The organism is Paraglaciecola chathamensis S18K6 (genome assembly GCA_000314955.1).
Classification (GTDB): Bacteria; Pseudomonadota; Gammaproteobacteria; order Enterobacterales; family Alteromonadaceae; genus Paraglaciecola; species Paraglaciecola chathamensis.
Map to the genome: position 1 here is coordinate 42,121 of BAEM01000026.1, position 20,735 is coordinate 62,855.

The window sequence follows — 20,735 nt, forward strand, 5'->3', positions numbered from 1 at the left end:
TTTTTAACCCACCTTTAATTTTGTTATCAGGTAAGGTATGAAATATATTTTAGTAAAATCAATAGCTTAAAATATATTTTATACTTGGCACAACTCTCGCAATATTTCACTCGACTTGACAATAACGCTTATAGACTTAAGCGAAATACCATTAAACGAGAGGAAATATCATGTTTACTAAAACAACTATCGCAGCAATCGCTCTATCATCAACTTTTGCGTTTAGCTCACACGCATCAGCAGCAGAAGTAAACCTTGAACAGTTTGTCAGTGGCATGATGGTGAAAACCATTGAAAGCACAAAAAGTGAACTTCAATACGGTATCCAGGAAGCAGTATTAACGGCAAGCAATATGTTTAGTCTCGATAGCGACGCCCCTGTTATTGCGAGTAAGATTACGATTACCGATTTAAATACGGAAGAAGATAAAGACCAAGCAGAATAAGGAGTTGAGTATGTTTGACCATAACACTCTGATTACGCTTTTGTTTGCACCGGTGGTCGCTTATATAGCGGGTGCAGTTTTGTTTTCCATAATCACTTCGTTACAGGAAAGCACTTCTACCTCTTCTGGCCCGACAGGCTCACACATAAACAGCGGTCACTCTGTGTAGTATTGACCGCTGTTTGTATTATTGAGATTTTGCTAATTGCGGCATCAACTGTGTAATCTTCTCCCATCCCCATTTTTTAATTTGATCCACTTTGATCCATTTGTGAAGTAGTTCGGACACCCAAGATAGCCCGATGTACATGATCAGAACGATACACAAGCGCTTTGGCCAGCCACTTGGGAACACAATTCGTACAATAGGCTCAAGAACGAAGTACAGTGGCATGTGTCCTATAAATACAATAATGGTATTGCGAGAAAAAAAACGCACGATACGTCCAGCTTGGACTCTGCTAAAAATGGAAATGCTAAATAGTGTGTTTGATATATACACGAAGGAAACGACAATCGATGTAATTAACGCATTTATAGCCGAGTCACCAATTTCAATATTTTTAAATGGAAACCGATGTTTTACGTTTAATTCATTTAGCAGCACAGCCCAGATCAATAAAAAAACGACCCAAGCAAGAATGCGTATTGTTAATCCTTGTAACGTGGGTTGATCTGTTTTCTGACACATATACATCCCTAATATAAACAGTGTAAGCCAATTAGGTAATGACATATAAGCAATAAAAATTGAATTGTTGTAGATGAAGTAACAACGAATGGCAATTTCTATTAGTAAGCTTACCACTAGAATCGAAGGTGTAATTCGTAAGCGGTACAAAAATAAAGCCCAGAGTAAAATAATATGAAGGTAAGTGCCGATAAACCATGTTGTCGGATTGGCAGGAAAGAGGTTGAATGCCACGTTGACTCCAAGAATGAAAGGAGCATAGTTACTTTCCGCTAGATCTTGAACTATCAACAAGCTAATGAAACTAATAAATACCGCTATAAGAATCCCCCAAAAAAACATCGGAAATAGACGGTTGTAACCAACATATAGTGTGTCTTTGTTTAATTTCCCCAAACCCCATCCCATGATAAAAACAAACATAGCGACTCCAAGCTGTTTTGGATAGACAGGCTGGGTAAATTGATTAAATGGGTCGCCGAAAAAGTGCCCAAAAACGATAAGGAACATGCCCACCGCTTTCATCCAGTCGACAAAATCGCAACGTACTTTGTTCATGATCAATCACACCTCAGGTTGGGAGGTTAGAACAGCTTCGCTTAATTTTTGCTCGGGTGTTAACGCAGGTGCTATTGGTTCAAAACTTTTTACAAACCTAGCGGGGTTACCGGCAACAACGATATTCGCTTTCACGTTCGTGTTGACCACCGCTCCTGCCGCCACCAGAGAGCCCTTACCAATATTTGCCAATATTATTGCCCCTTCTCCTATCCATACGTTTTCAGCAACATCTATTCGCTTGATATTTTCTGCAGAAAACGCCATCCACACCCCATTTACTTCATTACGTGTGTGCTGGGTATTTCCGCTAAGTAGGCTTGAATGGCTACCGATAAGACTGTTTTTACCTAGGTGGGCTGAACCTATTGAACAATAAATGCCAGTATAAACGTTATCTTCAACTACAGTACTGCGATGAGCAAAGATAGTTCCAAATCCTATATACGCATTGAGGGAACACTTTTCTAATGTCAGTGAATAAAATGCCCTGCGTAAAAACACACCTGGCAGTCCAGGAAAGATTGAAACAGTATGAGTCCAAAATGAAAATATAGCTTCAGAATGCGAAGTGAGTCGAGTTTCTAGCCAACAGGTGATTGCCATAGGTAATACCAATAGCTGGCAAAAGCGGTTTATGATTAATTTAATAGTGCTGCGCATAGTCAATATCCTTGTTGAGTCGTAAAAAGGCCGAGTGGTTGGCTGTTTTACGATCGTTTTCGCATTCTTTTAAAACGTGCGTTATGAGTATAGTTGTCAATCAAGGTTATTTTTCTAGGGATTTTGTACGCTTGTAGTCTGCCGGTGCAATGCTGTCTTAATCTAACCTTAAACTCAGCTAATGTTTCGTCAGTGTCTAGTTTGATTTCAATGGCGACAATCATGCCAGTTATGGCGTGTGGCAGTGAATATACGGCAGCGTCTTCTACACCAGACATTTCGAGGACCACACTTTCGACCTCAGCTGGATAGACTTTTTCTCCGCCCACGTTAATAATTTCGCTTTGCCTACCGAGTATTTTTATCCATTCACCATCCTGTTCAACTTGGTCGCCCGTGTCCAAAAAGCCCTCTTCATCAAAAGGAGAGGGTGCATTCAGGTAACCTAGCATGGCCGATTCAGATTTTATCCACAGTCGTCCTTCGATAATTTTGGTTTCAAATTCAGCGCCGCCTACTTTTACCCAGAGCGACTTCGAATCCCTCGATTTTGAGCGCAGAATACCTACTTCAGATAAGCCATACGTTTGTAAAAGCTTGGTTTCTGGAAACCGAGCGGTTATTGCCGCTAACGTGCTGTCGGGCATAGTCTCTGTACCATAGGTAATCAGCTTTAGAGAACTAAGGTCAGCATCGTCAGCTGCGCCGGAGAGTAAGAGCAAATTTATAAAGGTAGGGGAAGTCGGCAATACTTCGACTTGGTGGGTATCGATAGCTTCACATACGGATTCTGGTGTGCGTTTTGCTGGTACCACAGCGGTTCCGCCATTCGCCAAGGTATAAAGTAAAGTATTAACACCACCTATATGATCAAATTGCAAAAAGGCCAGTGTGCGCATCATTTTTCGCGGTACAGTAAACTTATTTAAAAGTTGCGATAAATCATGAAATATTGCTTTGCTTTTGCCCGTTGAGCCTGAGGAAAACAACACCAAACCTGGTTGATTTCTCTCATGCAATACTTTGTAGAGTTCATGGTCTGGTTGATTATTTGTTCGTATTAAGGAAACAGGGCCATCACCGAGTATAATATCGTATTGGTTTTGGGCTATGTCACAAAAGGTATCAAAATGTGCCTTTGAGTCATTTGATAGGGGGACGATAATATTGCGATTATGGGTCAGGGCTAAAAACAAAGAAATACTATCGGCACTGTAATCTGACTTGATACTAACGACTTCACCTTGTTGAATTTTTTCTGTTTTTATCCATTCAAGCCAATCATGATATTTAGTTAATAATTGTCCATATGTGATGACGTTACTGCCTACTGCTACAGCCTCTTGGTCTTTCAGCTCTGCCATTTTGTCCAATAAAAATTGTACCGTCATGATATCCCTCCTAGATAAATGATTTGACCAGTGATCATATGGCTTTCGGGCTTAACGAAAAAATCAATCAAATTGAGCACATCCTCTGGTTGCGCCATTTTGGGTATTGCCTGTTGTTTGACTAGGCGTGCTATTTTTTCCTCTCCCACCCCTCGTATCAGGTCTGTCGCTATTGGTGATGGACCAATCGCATTGCACGTTATACTAAAGCTGCTGAGTTCTTTTGCGAGTACACGCGTTAATGACTCAACTGCACTTTTAGACGCGGCGTAGGCGGCTTCCCCCTCTAGGTTCATTGGTACAGCAACAGTACTCATGTTGATGATGCGAGGGTTTGTTGACTTTCTTAGTAAGCTGATTGCCTTTTGGCAACACATAAAGGTGCCTGCATAGTTTACGTCTATGGTTTCGCGCATATTCTTAAAAGGGGTTAGCGCGAAGGCGTTCATGCGTGCAACCCCTGCGTTATTAATCAACACATCTATGTATTTAAATGACTTTCTTATTTTAATGAATAGATCATTAACCTGTTCTTCGTTTGAAACATCCGCTTCAAAGTGATGATAATTTTTATGTGAAAAAGGGCTCTTTCCGCGAGAGCAGCCCAGCACGATATTACCTTGATCTAATAAATGTTCGACCATGGACAACCCAAGTCCACGACTCGCCCCAGTAACAAGTATGTGATGCATTGGGTTACTCCCCTTTTAAAAGAGTGTCTATATGCGCTACAAGCGTGCTGACATTTTTAAATGGGCTATTTGCTGCTGACATGGCTCGCTCATCGCTTAGGGAGATATGAATATCTTGGTCTTGCAACATATCTTCGATGTCGATAAGAAGCCCCACCAATCCCATGGAGTCGAGATGCCCTTGTTTGCCAAAAAGGGGAGTGTCAGATGCAATAGGGACTTGCGCGTCGTCTTCGCGAGATTGATTCGTCAATTCAAGCGCTGCGAAAACAAGTGATTGGATTTCGTTGTGGGTCATGTGCTTATTCCTTAGCGTAGCAGAACCATTGAGCAGGACTGCTCAATAACTGGGCAGTACGAACTATAATACGCTGAAAAAATAACGGTCTGCAAACGCTAATTTTACGCGACCTGAAAATGCATTCTTTCATAATAGCTATTTTCGCTAACTTATTGGTCAAAATAACCACTTATTCTTACCCTTGAAATTACTCTAAATGTCAGGAACTAAAAATAATTCTTTATTTTCAAAAGCTTATAATTTTCGTCTAAGTGGCATAACACTTGTAATGTATCAATGAAGAGAATACATAAGTGTTGGTTGCACAGAATGTACAACCAATAAACCTAACCAAGTGGAGATTTATTATGGGTTTATTTACAAGAATGTCAGATATCGTGCAATCAAACATTAATGCATTGCTGGATAAGGCTGAAGATCCTGAAAAGATGATTAAGCATCTTATTTTAGAAATGCAGGACACATTAGTTGAGGTGCGCTCAGTAGCTGCGACAGTTTTGGCCGATAAAAAGCAAATTGAACGTCGCATCGACAAATTAGAAATTGAAAGTACGAACTGGCAAAACAAAGCACAGATCGCCTTGCAAAAAGACAGGGAAGACCTAGCACGAGCAGCGCTTGGTGAAAAACAGCGTGTCGCTCAGGCATTAGATGGCTTATATGAGCAGTTAAATGAAGTCAAGGAGGCTATCGGCAAATTGCAAAGTGATAGCAGTCAGTTAAATGACAAGTTACTTGAAGCTAAAGCAAAGCAAAAAACATTAATGATCAAGCAGCGTACGCAAAGTACTCGCTTAAAACTAAGAAGTTCGGATGCTTACAGTAAAGTGGACACTGCTATCGTAAAATTTGATCAATACGAGCGCCGCATCGATGACCTAGAAGCGCAAGTTGACGCGTTTGATTTGGTCAGTGAAACAAAAAGTCTTGATGCTGAGTTAGCTGAATTAGAAGCGAATGACGAGATTGAAAAACAACTTACCGAGTTAAGAAAAAAAGTCGCTTAAACGTGAGTAATTCATTGAGTCGCTAGAAGTATTATAGATCGGGGAGCAGCAAAGGACAGTTGCTTACCTCATATTAGGAGAATGACATGAGAGATTATATTAATTTGAATAGGCTTCATCGAGATACTTTGCACGCAAAAATATCAGGTGTTTGTGCTGGGCTTGCAAAGCATTGGGATCAGCCGCGATGGGCAATACGCGTTGCAGCAATCGCAAGCTTATTACTTTTACCGGTGCCTACGGCTGTGGCCTATGGTATGGCAGTATTGCTATTGCCGACACACCCATGAATGTACTTAAAAACCTAGCACTAGCGGTTCTTATTGCGATATTGATTACCTACAGCTTAGGTTATGCCGCATCTGATCTGCTCGATATTCGTGTTCAATTAGACAGTGATTTTGTCGAACCGGTGACTTCGTTAGCGCTTCTGGTGATTGTCGGTGTCGTATTAGTGATGATTGGTTTTGCTGTTGCTCTAAGTCTTATGGCTGCGATTGGATTTACCGTATTTGCGGTATTAGGGGCCTTAGTGTTCGCTGGCCTAAGTAGCATTTGGCCCGTAATACTCGGGGCGATTATCATAATTTGGGCACTTAAAGACAAAAAAAGCAATGACGGTTACTCGTAAGTGCAACAGCAAACTACTTTTTATAAGTGAAGCACATGGACGTCCATCTATTGGAATGGGTAGCATCTTGCACGGATTTACTGAATAATTCTGTTTTGGTCTATTACGATGGAATTGTAGATGCTACTTACTTCACGCGCTTTAATTACCACCACATTGATATTGATTTCGAATATTGCCCTTGCTGAATTACACGTAACGCAGGCAAAAATTCGATTATTGCCGCCTAGTGTTCCCAATACGTCAGCTTATTTTGAAATCGAGAATAGTGGTGAAAACGACGTTACCCTAGTCGGAGGAAAAGCGGATATCGCCAATAAAGTGGAGTTGCATAATCACATAATGAGTGGCGACGTTATGCGAATGGAAAAACAAAGCGCTGTTATTATTCCTGCGGGTAAAACCATTACGTTTGCGCCAGGTGGCTTGCATATGATGATATTTGGCTTGAAACAGCCTTTGAAAAAAGAGCAAATCGTGCCTTTAGCATTAATGACAAAAGACGGCCAACAGATCAAATTCGATGCACACGTCGTATCACCTAATCAACATCGTCATCACTAGGAGGTGAACATGCAAAAATATTTAACTCCCAAATGGTTGCTCAGTGCAGCAGCAATTTTATTTATCATTTTCTGGCTGATTGCTATTTATTGGAGCTTCGAGCCGGCAACGTTTAATCCCAAGCAGACCGCTCAAGATTACGCAGCACAGCACAACGAAAAACTTGTACCTGGCTACACCTTGACCACTAGCTTGATTACCGTGACTGAAACACTGTTAAATAAATCCGGTGGTTACTTATCAAATGATGTTATGCCTCCGGGGTTGTTCATGGATAACATGCCGAGTTGGGAATTTGGCGCATTGGAAATGTCACGAGATTTGGCGCTATCAATGCGTAAAGATATTAGCCGCTCTCAGTCGCAGTCCAGTGAGAACCCGTTTCTGACTGATGCTCAGCCAAAACTCAATATCGATCACCGCAGTTGGCTGTTACCGTCGGCAGAATCGCAGTATCAAGATGCGATTGACAAGCTCTATCAGTACCGAACGAGCCTATCGACCAGTCGTCAAGGTAGTGCGCAATTTTACGCTCGTGCCGATAATTTGCGTGACTGGGTCAAACAAGTAGAAAAAAGACTCGGCAACTTATCGCAAAAGTTAAGTGTCAGCGTAGGCCAAGACCGACTCGATACGAGCTTTGCCGGCGATAACAGCGCTGGAAGTATTCCTGCAGAGGAATTGCGTGAACAAACCAGTTGGTTCCAGTTAGACAACAATTTTTACGAAGCTCGCGGCGCTAGCTGGGCCTTAATTCATTTTTTAAAGGCGGTTGAGGTTGATTTTGCGGACGTACTAGATAAAAAGAATGCTCGCGTTAGCGTTCAGCAGATCATCCGAGAGCTCGAATCGACCCAAGAGTCAATTTTCAGCCCAATGATTTTGAATGGCAGTGGCTTTGGTATGTTAGCCAACCATTCTTTAGTCATGGCGAACTATATTTCCCGAGCAAATGCTGCTCTAATTGAACTTTCTGAACTGTTAAATCAAGGATAACGCATGAACAAATCACTCTGTGCTGGTGCATTGGTATTGGCTCTTTCTAGCTTTTCTAGCCAAGCAGACACCCTTTTAGGCGTATATGCGGGAGCGCAAGCATGGGATATGGAAACTACAGGTGGGTTTTCAGACAGCAACAGTAATGTAGACTTTAACTTTGAAGATGAAACCAAAGGTAGTTTTTATGTTGCCTTAGAGCACCCAGTGCCTTTGATACCAAACATAAAACTACAGCGCACAGGCTTAGATACCAATGGGGAAACACTGCTGTCTTCAAGTATGACCTATGATGGAGAGTTATTTTCAGCAAATACCTCTGTCAACACGAGCCTTGATTTGGTGAGTACCGATTATATAGCGTATTACGAATTGTTCGATAATGACTTGGTCAGCTTCGATCTAGGTGTGAATGCTAAGCACCTTGATGGTGATATTTACGTTGAAGCGCAAAACGATGCCACTCAAAATGCAGCCCAAGATTTTTCTGGGTTTGTGCCTATGTTGTATTCTCGTGTTGCTGTAGGGGTACCTTTTACAGGTCTTGGGGCTTACCTTGAAGGGAGCTTTTTGGCATTTGATGACAACACCATCTCAGATTATCAGGCTGCCGTCACTTATGGATTACTCGACAACATAGCGATTGACGCTACGCTACAGTTGGGCTATCGCCAATTGAAGATGGAATTAGACGATTTAGACGGTATCTATACGGACTTCGAATTTAGCGGCGCATTCGTCGGTGTTGAAGTACATTTCTAAACCGACAGGGCTGTAGTGAATAGTTGACTTTTCGCTCAGTCCATTAAGTAATAAAAAATTAGTATTTATTCTTTCCTGTTATGAAGATAGATCGCTAACCTAGTGCCATAGCATTCGAGGTTAGCGATATTATGTCATTAAATACACAGCAAAATTTAGGTACTACGACCGCTCTTAGCGATACCCAGTGGGCACAGCTTAATCAGTTGACGCCGACACTTACGCCTGCACAATTAGGCTGGTTAAGCGGTTATTTAGCAGGGTTAGCTCAAACTCAAACAGGCGTTTCTGCTGCACAACCATCTCCGATGGTAGGAGATGCAGTCAGCCCTGAGAAATTCATCACCATATTATACGGCTCCCAAACGGGTAATGCGAAAGCATTGGCGCAAGGTTACAAAGCCAAGCTGGATGCGGCAGGTATTTCTGCCAAGTTAGTCAACATGGCTGATTACAAAGTTAAACAACTGAAAAATGAAAGTCATATAGTCGTTATTGTCAGTACCCACGGTGAAGGGGATGCACCTGATGACGCAGTTGAATTACATGATTTTCTATCAAGTAAGAAAGCCCCTAAGCTACCTAATTTAAGTTTCTCTGTGTTAGGCCTAGGTGATAGCAGTTACGAATTCTTCTGCCAGACAGCGAAAGATTTCGATAAAAAACTCGAAGAGCTAGGGGCAAAGCGTATTGTTGACCGTGCAGATTGCGATGTTGATTATGATGACGCTGCGGATACTTGGTCTCAAAAAGTGTTAGACAAGGTTCAAGACGAGCTTAAAGCGAAAAGCAATTCGCATGTAGTCTCTATGCCTCACGTCGGCAAACCGAGTTTGTCAGTGGCTGCAGCGCAATATTCCAAAAAGAATCCATATACAGCAAGCCTATTAGACAGCCAGAAAATCACCGGCCGTGATTCAGTGAAAGATATTAGGCACATTGAAATTTCACTCGAAGATTCAAGCATCCAATATCGTCCTGGAGACGCACTCGGTGTTTGGTTTAAAAATGATCCCGTCATGGTAGACGAGTTACTCGGTTTGCTTGAACTTGATGGTTCAACACAGGTAACTATCAATGATGATACGTTGTCAGTGCGCGACGCCTTAATTGAAAAACGTGAATTAACCCAGAGTTACCCCTCGTTTGCCACTGCTTATGCTGGGCTTGCTAATAACCCTGAATTGAATGCTCTGATTGAAGATAAAGCAGGATTGCGCGTTTTCTTAGGTGAACGTCAGATTATCGATGTTGTGCGTCAATATCCTGCTAAAGCTGATGCTCAAGCCTTGGTTGATATGCTACGTGGCATTACACCACGGTTGTACTCTATTGCATCAAGTCAGGCAGAAGTTGAAGATGAAGTGCATTTAACTGTTGCACTAGTTGAATATGATGCCCACGGACAAGTCCATCAAGGAGGCGCTTCAGGCTATTTAGCTCAGCGCTTAGAAGAGGGCGGTGAAGTACAAGTCTTTGTTGAAAAGAACGACAACTTCCGTTTACCAGAAAGTACAGATACCCCTGTAATCATGGTTGGCCCTGGTACCGGTATTGCCCCTTTCAGAGCGTTTATGCAAGAGCGTGAAGCACAAGAGGCTGAGGGTAAAAACTGGTTGTTCTTTGGTAACCCTAATTACACCCAAGACTTTTTATATCAAACAGAGTGGCAACGCTTTGTAAAAGACGGTGTGCTGAATAAGGTCACATTGGCATTTTCACGCGACCAAGAAGACAAAATATATGTTCAGCATCGCTTACTAGAGCAAGGCGCTGAAGTATTTGAATGGCTTGAGCAAGGCGCGCATTTTTATGTGTGTGGCGATGCCAATCATATGGCTAAAGACGTGCATGCTGCACTTGTTGAAATAGTACAAAAGCACGGTGCAAAGAGCGCCGAAGCTGCCGAAGAATATTTAACTGCATTGCGCAGAGCAAAACGTTATCAGAAGGACGTTTATTAATGACAACAGACAATAAATTCGTTGTACAAGGCAAGCTTGCCGACAACGAGCGCCTTAAAGGCGAAAGCAATTTTTTACGTGGCACAATCGCTGAAGATTTAAAAGACGATTTAACTGGCGCATTTGTCGGTGATAACTTCCAGCTAATTCGTTTTCATGGAATGTATCAACAAGATGACCGTGACTTACGTGCTGAACGTGCTAAGCAAAAGTTAGAGCCATTGCAAAATGTGATGCTACGTGCACGTTTACCTGGTGGCATCATTAAGCCTGAGCAGTGGTTGGCGATTGATCAATTTGCTGAAGAAAAGTCATTGTACGGCAGTATTCGCTTAACCACTCGCCAAACGTTTCAGTTTCACGGCGTGCTTAAACCGAATATTAAGTTAATGCACCAAACGCTTAATCAAGTGGGTATCGATTCAATTGCGACTGCCGGTGACGTTAACCGCAACGTACTATGCACTTCAAACCCAATAGAGTCAGCTGTGCATCAAGAAGCCTATGAATGGGCGACTAAGATCAGTGAGCATTTGCTACCCAAAACACGTGCTTATGCAGAAATATGGCTAGATGGCGAGAAAAAAGAAACCACGGATCATGAGCCCATTTTAGGCTCACATTATTTGCCGCGTAAATTTAAAACAACAGTGGCTATACCGCCTCTCAATGACGTGGACGTGCACGCAAACGATTTGAACTTCATTGCTATCTCTAAAGATGGAAAGTTAATTGGTTTTAATGTGTTGGTAGGCGGTGGTCTTGCGATGACACACGGAGACCACACTACCTTCCCACGTAAAGCAAGTGACTTTGGTTTTATCAATGTAGAAGATACGCTTGCAGTCGCTGAAGCCGTTGTTACTACCCAACGAGATTGGGGAAACCGCGTCAATCGTAAAAATGCCAAAACAAAATACACCCTTGAGCGTGTAGGCGTTGACAACTTCAAAGCGGAAGTAGAAAAACGTTCTGGTATTACGTTTGGCGAAAGTCAGGCTTATGAATTTACCGAGCGTGGTGATCGTATCGGTTGGGTTGAAGGCATTGATGGAAAGCATCATCTTACGTTGTTTATCGAAAACGGTCGTATTTTAGATTATCCCGGTAAGCCGTTAAAAACAGGCTGTGCTGAAATTGCCAAAATACACGAAGGTGATTTCCGTTTAACGGCTAACCAAAACCTAATTGTGGCGGGTGTCAGCGAGCAGAACAAAGCGAAAATTGAAGAAATCGCCAGAGCTCACGGCTTGATTGAAGATGAGTTGTCAGCTCAGCGTAAAGACTCTATGGCCTGTGTTGCCTTACCCACTTGTCCTTTAGCGATGGCGGAAGCAGAGCGTTATTTACCAGAAGCCGTTACTCAGTTAGAGGGCTTGTTAGCTAAACATGAAATAGCGCAAAAGAGCATTATTTATCGTGTTACCGGTTGTCCAAATGGCTGCGGTCGGGCCATGCTGGCTGAAATTGGTTTGGTCGGTAAAGGACCTGGAAAATATAACTTGCACCTAGGTGGAAACCGCGAAGGTACGCGTATTCCTAAAATGTACAAAGAAAACATCGGTGAGCAACAGATTATGGACGAGCTTGACGTGTTAATCGGCCAATGGGCGAAGGACGGGCAAAGCGATGAATCGTTTGGTGATTTTGTTGTTCGCACCGGTGTAATCGCAGAAGTGGTTAATTCCGCTGAGGATTTTTATGCGTAACCTAACATTGCAGTCGTCGCAAAATGCCGAGCCAAACGACGGTACTCCCAAGATTTTAACGCAGGTTTCATTGGAAGAGCTGAACCAGCAGTTGGAAGCGAAAAGTGCGGTTCAGCGTGTGACCTGGGCGCTTGAAAATTTGGAGCCAACTTTTATGTTATCTTCAAGTTTTGGTGCCCAAGCTGCAGTGATGTTACATATGCTAACTCAGCAGTTTCCTGATATCCCAGTGGTCTTGACTGACACTGGATATTTGTTTCCTGAAACCTATCAGTTTATTGATGAACTAACCGAACGCTTGAATCTTAATTTGCAAGTATACCGAGCACCTATGTCTGGTGCTTGGCAAGAAGCACGCTTCGGTAAATTATGGGAAAAAGGAGCTGAGGGTATTGAGCAGTACAATAAGCTGAACAAAGTACAACCTATGCAACAAGCACTCTCAGAACTTGGGGTTAAAACCTGGTTTGCTGGATTGCGCCGTAGTCAGTCTGAAATGCGTGAATCTTTGTCTATTTTGCAAAAACTGACACGACAAGTGAAGGTGTATCCGATCCTTGATTGGAGCAATAAAGACGTTCATTACTATTTGAAAGACAATGATATGCCGTATCACCCATTATGGGAACAAGGCTATGTGTCGATTGGCGACTGGCATACAACGCGTTCATTGCAAGAAGGAATGGATGAGAAAGACACCCGTTTCTTTGGCTTAAAGCGCGAATGTGGCTTACACGAGTTTGGTGATGGTGACGGTATTTAACTGATCGTAAACGCATTGTTTAATATCAGCTTTAGCGCCTCTAAGTATTTCTCTTGCTTATTGGCGCCCACCAAAGTGAACAACTCAGCTCCAGATGTAGTAAATTTAAAATACTTGAGTGTTGTTCCCTGCTTCTTCGCATTTAAATGAAACGTTTGGCCATTGCTGCGCCATTCAACATCTGTATTTATTGGCCATTCTCCCGACTCAATCTCAGTTTGATGTATTAAGCCTAGGTCGATTAACGATAACAGGTCAGGGTAACTCAAGCCAAATGTTGCTAAGTTAAGTTGCTGCTCTTTTCGAAGGCGAAAAACGGCTAGCATCGAAGGTTGCTGATAAAACCCGGTCAGTATTTTTGGAGTTGTATCGCCTTTTCGTCTGCTTGATAAAGAAACCGCCCGACGAAATGTTTGCGCATCCTTGTGAGTCAACTGTTTTAAAATTAGCAGGGTACGAAGTGAAAAACTGCCAGGTCGGTTGGTTTCAACGGCGAATATTTTCCCCCATAATTCCTGCATGGCGGGCGAGTGTATCTCCTCAGCCATATTCACAAAGTTATAGAACCAATCAGGGTCAAGACGTTCGTTCTTGCCGTCTTCGATACAAAATTTGAGCGCTTTTTCAAAGACACTTTCTATGTTGGTTAGCTTACGCTGCGCGGCTATTTTCTGGCGCTTTTGCACTCGGCTTTCAATGCTGTTTGCTCGTAAACCTTGATAAGGCAAAGATACACCGATTTGTGCAAACCACTGCGTAATAAGTGCTGCGGTGCCTTTTGTTTCTGGGTTGTGCTGCGCAGTTGTTTGTTGACTAGCCGTCTCTGTTTTTGTTGGCGTCGATGGGCTTTTAGGGGCTTGCACCGTTTGGGACGTATTTGGGCTATCTATTTTCATTAGGTACTCATTCACATATCTAATTTAGTAAATTTTATTTACCATACTGTGCTTATTCCTAGTAGCATGGCATTAGGTAATATATTGGGTAAACTAATTTTTGATTTAGTCAAGATTTAGCTAGACTTAAGAAATAGTGCTGTAGTGGTTAGGTAAACTCAAGAGAATCGTAATTTAAATGTGCCCAATGGAATATGAGAATGATGAGCTAATTTTCCTGTCTGAGGAAAATACGGCAGACAATACAGAGTTCACCGGTAGCTGGAATGTATTAGTTGTTGATGATGACGAAGAAATTCATTCAGTGACACGATTGGCCTTATCAGATCTTGTTCTCAATAACCGGAATTTAACCTTTTATCACGCTTATTCTAAAGCTCAAGCGCTTGAAATCATTAAGTCACTTGGTTCGAATCTTGCCATCATCTTATTAGATGTCGTCATGGAAACTGACGATGCTGGACTTCAAGTTGCCCAAACAATGCGTAACGAAATGGGGTTATCGGAGCCTCGAATTATTTTACGCACCGGTCAGCCTGGTTACGCTCCCGAAGAAAGTGTGATCAAAGAGTATGATATTAATGATTATAAGACGAAAACTGAATTAACCCGCAGCAAATTAGTCACCACTATCATTGCTTCGTTGCGTTCATATCAACAGATTCTAACCATTAATCAGAGCAGAATTGGTCTGGAAAAAATTATTCAATCCGCCTCCAATTTGCTGGAGGAGCATTCCATTAACCGCTTTTGTGAAGGGGTGGTTACCCAGATAAGCTCATTAATTGGTTTGGACTCATCAGGAGTAGTTTGTGCGCGAGCTGGCTCAGTTATCGATAAAGACGAGAACGCGGTTTATGTTTTAGGGGCTGCGGGCGAGTTTGCGAGCTATATCAATACCAAGATCGATAACCTGCATGATGAAAAAATAGTGCATGCAGTCAATCAGTGTTTACAACAGCAACAACATATATATGGCAAGCATTTTACCGTGCTTTACCTAAACAGTTCCGACTATGACGCGGCTGTTTACCTAAAAGTCGGTCAAGAAATTTCAGATGAATACAAACAGCTGATAGAAGTGTTTTTATCTAGTATTTCAATTGGCTATGAAAATGTGAATTTGTTTCATCAGCTGCATACCGCTGCCTTTAAAGATTGGTTGACTAAGTTGCCAAATAGGGTCGAGTTCATTAATAGGCTGAATGATATTAGTAATGATGCTGAGCATGCGAATGATGTGGTAGCGCTGATTGATATCAATCATTTTGCTGATATTAATGATGGTTTAGGACAAGACACAGGCAACGATACATTATTGGCCTTAGCACAGCGTATTGAGTCAACTTTCCCCGCAGCTTCTGCATTAGGGCGTATCGGCTCAGATGTATTCGCCGTTGTTGGCACTGAGCGGGAGGTCAACCCCGCTACGCTGCAAGGGCTGTTTAACAATGCATTTGAAGCTGGAGATCACATGTTGCCACTTAGTGCCGCATTTGGTTTTTATCGTTTTAATGGTAAAAAACACAGCGGCATCAACATATTAAAGCATGCAAATATTGCACTGAATCGCGCAAAGAAAAGCCTCAAAACCAATTTCGAGTATTACGCCCCTGAAATGGAAGAGCAAACGACGTGGCGCTTAGATATGATCCGCCAACTGCGTGATGATTTTGGCGGACGAAAGTTACAACTTTGGTATCAGCCACAAATCGACTTGGTTACCCAAGAAATAATTGGTATGGAAGCGCTATTGCGTTGGCCTTCATCGGATGGCGGGTTTGTTTCGCCAGCGGTATTTGTGCCTCTGGCAGAGTATTCAGGGTTAATTATAGATATTGGCGCTTGGGTAATGCAGGAAGCTTGTGAAAAGTTAAGGCTGCTAACTGAAGCCAATTTCATCGGATTGCGCATGGCAGTAAACGTGTCGATGCCGCAATTCAGGGACCCTGCATTTATCGACTTGGTTAAAAAAGCGATTACAGACAACAGCCTAGCCCCTGATTGTATTGAACTAGAGATAACCGAAAGTATTGTCATGGATGAACCACAACTAGTAGTAGACGCGTTACATGAACTAAAAGAGTTTGGTGTAAAGGTCGCTCTAGATGACTTTGGTACCGGCTTTTCTTCAATGAGTTACTTGCAGCAATTGCCGCTAGACCGTTTAAAGGTCGACCGAGCTTTTGTGAATGAAATTAGTCCGAATAAGTCGGCTTTCATCGCAGAAACTATTGTCACACTAGGTGCCAAGTTAGGCTTGAGAACTATCGCAGAAGGCATTGAAAAACCAGAGCAGGCTAATTTTTTGTTGAAGTTAGGCTGTGATGAAGCCCAAGGCTTTATGTACGCTAAACCAATGCCTTTTGACGATCTTTTGACGTTTATTGAGCAGCATAAAAGCGCTTAACTATCTGAATTTACGTTAATTTAGCCAGCACTTTTTGCATGTGAGGTACCACCTCATTTTCAAACCAAGGGTGTTTCTTTAGCCAAATATTGTTGCGCGGAGACGGGTGGGGTAATACAAAGTACTTTGGTTGGTATCGCTTCCAATTAGTCACTCGCTGTGTCAGCGATAGTTTGTCATTTAAGTAGTAGGTTTGAGCATATTGACCTATCAGTAAAATATGTTCAATCGACATGCTATTAATGAGCCGCTCATGCCATGTAGGTGCGCATTCTTTTCGTGGTGGCTTATCACCACTTTTTGCTTTTCCCGGATAACAAAACCCCATAGGAAGTATGGCGATATGATTTGCATCATAAAATTTTTCCGCTGATATACCCAACCATTTTCTCAATCGAACACCAGATGCATCGTTCCACGGCATATTTGTTTCATGGGCAAGTTTCCCTGGTGCTTGCCCCACAATCAATACCTTAGAGCATTGATTTCCTTGAATTATTGGGCGTGGAGCCAAGGGCAAAAATGCCTTACACAGCTGGCAATTTCTTGCGTTATCGAAGTCGTTAATGTAAAAAACCTTCCAAAAAAGACAGTTTTGTCATATTATTGTCATAATCCTGTGGTTTAGAGTTTGGTTTGTTTCCACATTGGATTGCGATGCTCAGCACTTTGCTAAGCGAATTATCGAGGAAATCAAAATGTTAAGAATCAAATTATCTATCATCGCCTTATTAAGCGCATTCGCAGCAACCGCTGCTCAAGCTGATACCCAGAACAATAGACTGTTCGACTGCATGGAATCAACCACATTTGCTATTGATGGTTCATGTATCGCTAATAAAATTCAGCAAAACGTTAAATTCCGTGATATGCAATTAGACATTGCTCAAAAAACTCAAGTGCAAGACGCAAATGCTATTGCCACTATGCAGTTTTTTGAAAAAGAAATGCGTATTAATGTCATTGCTCATAAAGACGCGTTAGCTGAGTCAGAGCTTTTAGCACTAAACTTAGCCGAGTAAAAACGTTCGTTAAATAGCGCTCTATCGTTCAATACAATGCTATTCGCTTTGTATTGAACGTATATTTTTCAATTCTTCTACTTCGAAACTATCTTCTTCCATTTTCGTTTTTATCGGCAATAAAAAGCCCCCATTTGGGAGCTCTTATCGTTTATGCCATCTGGTATTTAACTTGGTAAAGCTGTAACCATTTCTGCTTCTGCAACTCTAGATTGTATTTTAGCTCTCGGTATTTGAAATCCAGTTCGAGCTTTTCATAATTACGTTTTAATTTGTGTTTGCGAATTTCCATTAAACGTTTCTTAGTAGCGTACATCTCAGCCATTTTATGTAATATCAGGTCATATTCCTGTTGTAGGCTATGCAATATTTCATCTGCATTGGGGAGAACGGATAAGCTCTTCTGTGCACGCTGGAGTTGCATTGCCATCTTTGCCTTTTCGATGCGTTCTTCGGGGCAGCGACGTAGATTTTTCGTCCAACCAATAAATGACAATCCACGGATGAGCCATTTAGTTGGGTCAAATTGCCACCACTTTATGCCATTACGATAATCGTATTCAAAAATATGGTGATAATTATGATACCCCTCACCGAATGTGAAGAAGGCTAGAATATCGTTATCACGGGCGGTATTTTTGTCGGTATAAGGCTGTCGCCCCCATATGTGAGCAAGCGAATTAATAAAAAAGGTAACATGATGCACTACCACCAGGCGGAAAAAGCCAGCTAGCAACAACATGCCGAATATATCGCCATTGAGCCACCCCAACAGCATTGGAATGCCGAAATTTGATATCAGCATAATCGGAAGATAGTACTTGTGCTGCCAGACTACGATTTTATCTTTTTGCAGATCTTTGCAATTACTGTAATCCGAGTATCTGTCAACTTGATACTCACGTAACATCCAGCCCATGTGAGAATACCAGAAACCTCGTTTAGCTGAGTATGGGTCTTTATCGTTGTTGTCTACGTGTCTATGATGAATTCTGTGATCAGATACCCAGTGTAGAATACTGTTTTGTAAGGCCATTGCACCGCCAACAGCCAACACTGCTCGTACAACCGCATTTGCTTCATACGCTTTGTGCGCCCACAACCTATGATAACCGGCAGTAATAGACATACCTGAGAAATATATAAGCGTGATACAGGCAATGATTTCTGCGCCATCGAATCCTTGCGTAAAGGCAACGTACGGAACAAGCAACAGTGCGATCAGTCCGGTGATCACAAAGACTAAAATATTGGTGATAATTAAACGCGGTTTTTTCATTACAGAGGCAGGACTTTATTGAGCTTACACTTGTACGCTAATTTAGCTTATCTAGCGCTTAATTAGCAAGCGATTTATCTGTTTTAACGATAATTTATCGTGCTGATTTGTGTTAAATATTGATAATATATAAAGATTCTGTTTTCAATTGGAGCGTCCTTTGAGTCGTCAAGAACAAAAACTAAAGACGAGACGTGCAATTATTGAAGCTGCGTTCAGTTTGCTTGATGAGCAACGGAGTTTGTCTAGTGTAAGCTTGCGAGAAGTGGCTCGCGCCGCCGGTATCGCTCCCACCTCTTTTTATCGTCACTTTAAAGATATAGACGAACTCGGGCTAACCTTAGTCGACGAAGCGGGCTTAAACCTTAGGCAGTTGATGCGCCAAGCGCGATTGCGTATCGCGTCCGGAGGTGGAGTAATTAACACCTCCGTAGATACTTTTATGGAGTTTATTTGTGCTCATAGTAATGTGTTTAGGTTGCTGCTTCGTGAGCATACTGGGACTTCGTTGGCATTTAGAGCGGCAGTGTTGCGCGAAATCCAGCATTTTATTGTTGAGTTAACAGATTACACTATGAGTACTACAGGCTTACCTTACCAATATGCGAATTTACAGGCTGAGGCAATGGTTAAGCTTGTCTTTAGTGCCGGAGCAGAAGCATTAGACTCTGGCGCTGAGCAACAAGCCGTATTGGCTCAGCGCGTAAAGTTACAATTACGGTTCATCGCTAATGGCGCTAAAGAAGCCGCTGGCGTTTAACGTTTTTGTAAGAATACCCCTGACTCCACATGGTGTGTGAAGGGAAATTGATCAAAAAGGGCGAATCTAACCACATCATGTGTTTCACTCAAGACCGCTAAGTTATCTTTGAGCGTTTCAGGGTTACATGAAATATAGACGATGTTGGCATAGCCTTGCACCATAGCAAGCGTTTCATCGTCAAGTCCTGAGCGCGGCGGGTCAACAAGAACGGTCTGACAATTGTATTTTTGAAGGTTGACTCCCTCAAGTCGCCTAAAACTGCGCTCGTTATTCAGTGCTTGTACGAACTCTTCGCTAGACATGCGCAGTATTGTGACGTTATCAATATTATTTAAACGTATATTGTGCTGCGCTGCCGCAACGGATGACTTAGAGATCTCTGTTGCTAGTACCTGTTTAAAGTTCTGTGCTAATGGCAAACTAAAGTTACCCGCACCGCAGTATAACTCGAGTAAATCACCTTCACAGTCTTGCGTGACATCAAGCGCCCACTCAAGCATTTTGCTGTTCACACCAGCGTTAGGTTGGGTAAAACTATTTTCAATTTGCTTAAAAGTATAAATTCGTTCATTAACCGGTAGCGCTTCTAATACATAATCTTTGTCCAATAGCACTTTCTGCTTTTTGGCTCGGCCAATAAGATCTATTTTAAATTCTTCTCTTAACACTGTACGCAGTGCTGTTGCTTCTATTAGCCATTCCTCTTCTAATGGCTTGTGATAAACCAGAGTGACCAATACTTCGTCAGTTAACGTACTTAAGTAATCAATCTGAAACAGTTTTCTGCGTAATACTTCGTTGTCTTTCAGTAGTGGCACCAGCTTGGCCATGACCTTATTGATAACAACGCTTGCAGGCGGGAACTGGTTTACTGAGTATTTTTGTTTGGTGGCTTGGTCGAACATTACATGGTCAAGGTTATCTCCGTCATGCCACATTCTAAACTCAGCACGCATCCGGTAATTTAGTGCAGCTGACGTAAAAACCTCAACGTTTGGCATAGAGAAAGCCGCAAAAGATTGTTCAACGCTATCAATCTTTTGTGCGAGTTGTTTGTCATAGTCCGCGGGATTAATTTCAGTTGGGCGCACGGCAATTCTCCAAGAAGTGTTTTTTATCAAGCGCGGGATTGTAAGTGTTTTCAGCGCTTGTGCAATATTAGTTTTTGAATGTAATGATTTGTACTAAATTTAACCACATTGCAGCCGATAAACTATTGAGGATAGT

Annotated in this window: 23 protein-coding genes; 14 read left to right on the forward strand and 9 right to left on the reverse strand. The window is 42.2% G+C overall.

The genetic code is table 11. From position 1 onward, the window contains the following. Positions 1–170 precede the first annotated feature (170 nt). Complete coding sequence (locus GCHA_RS08060; RefSeq protein WP_007986941.1) at positions 171–446, forward strand: hypothetical protein; 276 nt, start codon at positions 171–173, stop codon at positions 444–446. Between the two features lie 10 nt (positions 447–456). After that, positions 457–615, forward strand: coding sequence for a hypothetical protein (locus tag GCHA_RS23020; RefSeq protein WP_007986944.1), 159 nt, complete (start codon positions 457–459; stop codon positions 613–615). A gap of 18 nt (positions 616–633) precedes the next feature. Here the strand turns inward: GCHA_RS23020 and GCHA_RS08065 are convergent, their stop codons facing one another. Genes GCHA_RS08065 through GCHA_RS08085 form a run of 5 tightly spaced genes read right to left on the reverse strand, consistent with a single transcriptional unit; the run spans position 634 to position 4,739 of the window. Beyond that, positions 634–1,695: an acyltransferase family protein gene (locus GCHA_RS08065; protein WP_007986946.1), complete on the reverse strand. Its 1,062-nt coding sequence runs from the start codon at positions 1,693–1,695 to the stop codon at positions 634–636. Between the two features lie 6 nt (positions 1,696–1,701). Beyond that, positions 1,702–2,358, reverse strand: coding sequence for an acyltransferase (locus GCHA_RS08070; protein WP_007986948.1), 657 nt, complete (start codon positions 2,356–2,358; stop codon positions 1,702–1,704). A gap of 47 nt (positions 2,359–2,405) precedes the next feature. Then, positions 2,406–3,749, reverse strand: a complete 1,344-nt coding sequence (locus GCHA_RS08075) for an ANL family adenylate-forming protein (protein WP_007986950.1) — start codon at positions 3,747–3,749, stop codon at positions 2,406–2,408. After that, complete coding sequence (locus GCHA_RS08080) at positions 3,746–4,441, reverse strand: SDR family NAD(P)-dependent oxidoreductase (protein ID WP_007986952.1); 696 nt, start codon at positions 4,439–4,441, stop codon at positions 3,746–3,748. Before GCHA_RS08080 ends, GCHA_RS08075 begins: the two co-directional genes overlap by 4 nt. Before the next feature lie 4 nt (positions 4,442–4,445). Beyond that, the gene (locus tag GCHA_RS08085; RefSeq protein WP_007986953.1) at positions 4,446–4,739 is read right to left on the reverse strand and encodes a hypothetical protein; all 294 of its coding nucleotides are present in this window, start codon (positions 4,737–4,739) and stop codon (positions 4,446–4,448) included. A gap of 350 nt (positions 4,740–5,089) precedes the next feature. Between GCHA_RS08085 and pspA the strand changes: the two genes are divergently transcribed. From pspA to GCHA_RS08125, 9 genes are all read left to right on the forward strand, one after another. Then, positions 5,090–5,749 carry a phage shock protein PspA gene (pspA, locus tag GCHA_RS08090; protein ID WP_007986956.1) on the forward strand — a complete coding sequence of 220 codons (660 nt, stop codon included), beginning with the start codon at positions 5,090–5,092 and terminating at the stop codon, positions 5,747–5,749. An 86-nt stretch (positions 5,750–5,835) separates the two neighbouring features. Next, positions 5,836–6,039: a PspC domain-containing protein gene (locus GCHA_RS22560; RefSeq protein ID WP_083881843.1), complete on the forward strand. Its 204-nt coding sequence runs from the start codon at positions 5,836–5,838 to the stop codon at positions 6,037–6,039. After that, positions 5,970–6,380 carry a hypothetical protein gene (locus GCHA_RS08095; protein ID WP_226992025.1) on the forward strand — a complete coding sequence of 137 codons (411 nt, stop codon included), beginning with the start codon at positions 5,970–5,972 and terminating at the stop codon, positions 6,378–6,380. Before GCHA_RS22560 ends, GCHA_RS08095 begins: the two co-directional genes overlap by 70 nt. A gap of 120 nt (positions 6,381–6,500) precedes the next feature. After that, entirely contained in the window at positions 6,501–6,944 is a 444-nt protein-coding gene (locus GCHA_RS08100) for a copper chaperone PCu(A)C (RefSeq protein WP_007986962.1), read from the forward strand. Between the two features lie 9 nt (positions 6,945–6,953). Then, positions 6,954–7,940: a DUF2333 family protein gene (locus GCHA_RS08105; protein ID WP_007986964.1), complete on the forward strand. Its 987-nt coding sequence runs from the start codon at positions 6,954–6,956 to the stop codon at positions 7,938–7,940. A gap of 3 nt (positions 7,941–7,943) precedes the next feature. Continuing rightward, complete coding sequence (locus GCHA_RS08110; RefSeq protein WP_007986967.1) at positions 7,944–8,702, forward strand: TIGR04219 family outer membrane beta-barrel protein; 759 nt, start codon at positions 7,944–7,946, stop codon at positions 8,700–8,702. A gap of 131 nt (positions 8,703–8,833) precedes the next feature. After that, entirely contained in the window at positions 8,834–10,666 is a 1,833-nt protein-coding gene (locus tag GCHA_RS08115) for an assimilatory sulfite reductase (NADPH) flavoprotein subunit (RefSeq protein ID WP_007986969.1), read from the forward strand. Continuing rightward, positions 10,666–12,375 carry an assimilatory sulfite reductase (NADPH) hemoprotein subunit gene (cysI, locus tag GCHA_RS08120; RefSeq protein ID WP_007986972.1) on the forward strand — a complete coding sequence of 570 codons (1,710 nt, stop codon included), beginning with the start codon at positions 10,666–10,668 and terminating at the stop codon, positions 12,373–12,375. Before GCHA_RS08115 ends, cysI begins: the two co-directional genes overlap by 1 nt. Continuing rightward, positions 12,368–13,138: a phosphoadenylyl-sulfate reductase gene (locus tag GCHA_RS08125; protein WP_007986974.1), complete on the forward strand. Its 771-nt coding sequence runs from the start codon at positions 12,368–12,370 to the stop codon at positions 13,136–13,138. Before cysI ends, GCHA_RS08125 begins: the two co-directional genes overlap by 8 nt. Here the strand turns inward: GCHA_RS08125 and GCHA_RS08130 are convergent. Further along, a complete protein-coding gene (locus GCHA_RS08130; protein ID WP_007986975.1) occupies positions 13,135–14,034 on the reverse strand; it encodes a TIGR03899 family protein in 900 nt (299 codons plus the stop codon). The two genes, GCHA_RS08125 and GCHA_RS08130, sit on opposite strands and share 4 nt — an antisense overlap. A gap of 178 nt (positions 14,035–14,212) precedes the next feature. Here GCHA_RS08130 and GCHA_RS08135 point away from each other — a divergent pair, with 178 nt between their 5' ends. Next, on the forward strand, positions 14,213–16,444 hold the full coding sequence (locus tag GCHA_RS08135; RefSeq protein WP_039992246.1) for a bifunctional diguanylate cyclase/phosphodiesterase: 2,232 nt from the start codon (positions 14,213–14,215) through the stop codon (positions 16,442–16,444). A gap of 10 nt (positions 16,445–16,454) precedes the next feature. Here the strand turns inward: GCHA_RS08135 and GCHA_RS08140 are convergent, their stop codons facing one another. Next, positions 16,455–16,964 (reverse strand): uracil-DNA glycosylase family protein, encoded by a 510-nt coding sequence (locus GCHA_RS08140; protein WP_083881844.1) that lies wholly within the window; start codon positions 16,962–16,964, stop codon positions 16,455–16,457. Between the two features lie 178 nt (positions 16,965–17,142). Here GCHA_RS08140 and GCHA_RS08145 point away from each other — a divergent pair, with 178 nt between their 5' ends. Then, on the forward strand, positions 17,143–17,466 hold the full coding sequence (locus GCHA_RS08145; protein WP_007986978.1) for a hypothetical protein: 324 nt from the start codon (positions 17,143–17,145) through the stop codon (positions 17,464–17,466). 151 nt (positions 17,467–17,617) lie between these two features. On the opposite strand, the gene GCHA_RS08150 is transcribed toward GCHA_RS08145, so the two are convergent. After that, complete coding sequence (locus GCHA_RS08150) at positions 17,618–18,745, reverse strand: acyl-CoA desaturase (RefSeq protein WP_007986979.1); 1,128 nt, start codon at positions 18,743–18,745, stop codon at positions 17,618–17,620. Between the two features lie 160 nt (positions 18,746–18,905). Here GCHA_RS08150 and fabR point away from each other — a divergent pair, with 160 nt between their 5' ends. Further along, on the forward strand, positions 18,906–19,505 hold the full coding sequence (gene fabR, locus GCHA_RS08155; protein WP_007986980.1) for an HTH-type transcriptional repressor FabR: 600 nt from the start codon (positions 18,906–18,908) through the stop codon (positions 19,503–19,505). Here the strand turns inward: fabR and trmA are convergent. Then, positions 19,502–20,599, reverse strand: coding sequence for a tRNA (uridine(54)-C5)-methyltransferase TrmA (gene trmA / locus GCHA_RS08160; RefSeq protein WP_007986981.1), 1,098 nt, complete (start codon positions 20,597–20,599; stop codon positions 19,502–19,504). The genes fabR and trmA overlap by 4 nt on opposite strands. Positions 20,600–20,735 lie beyond the last annotated feature (136 nt).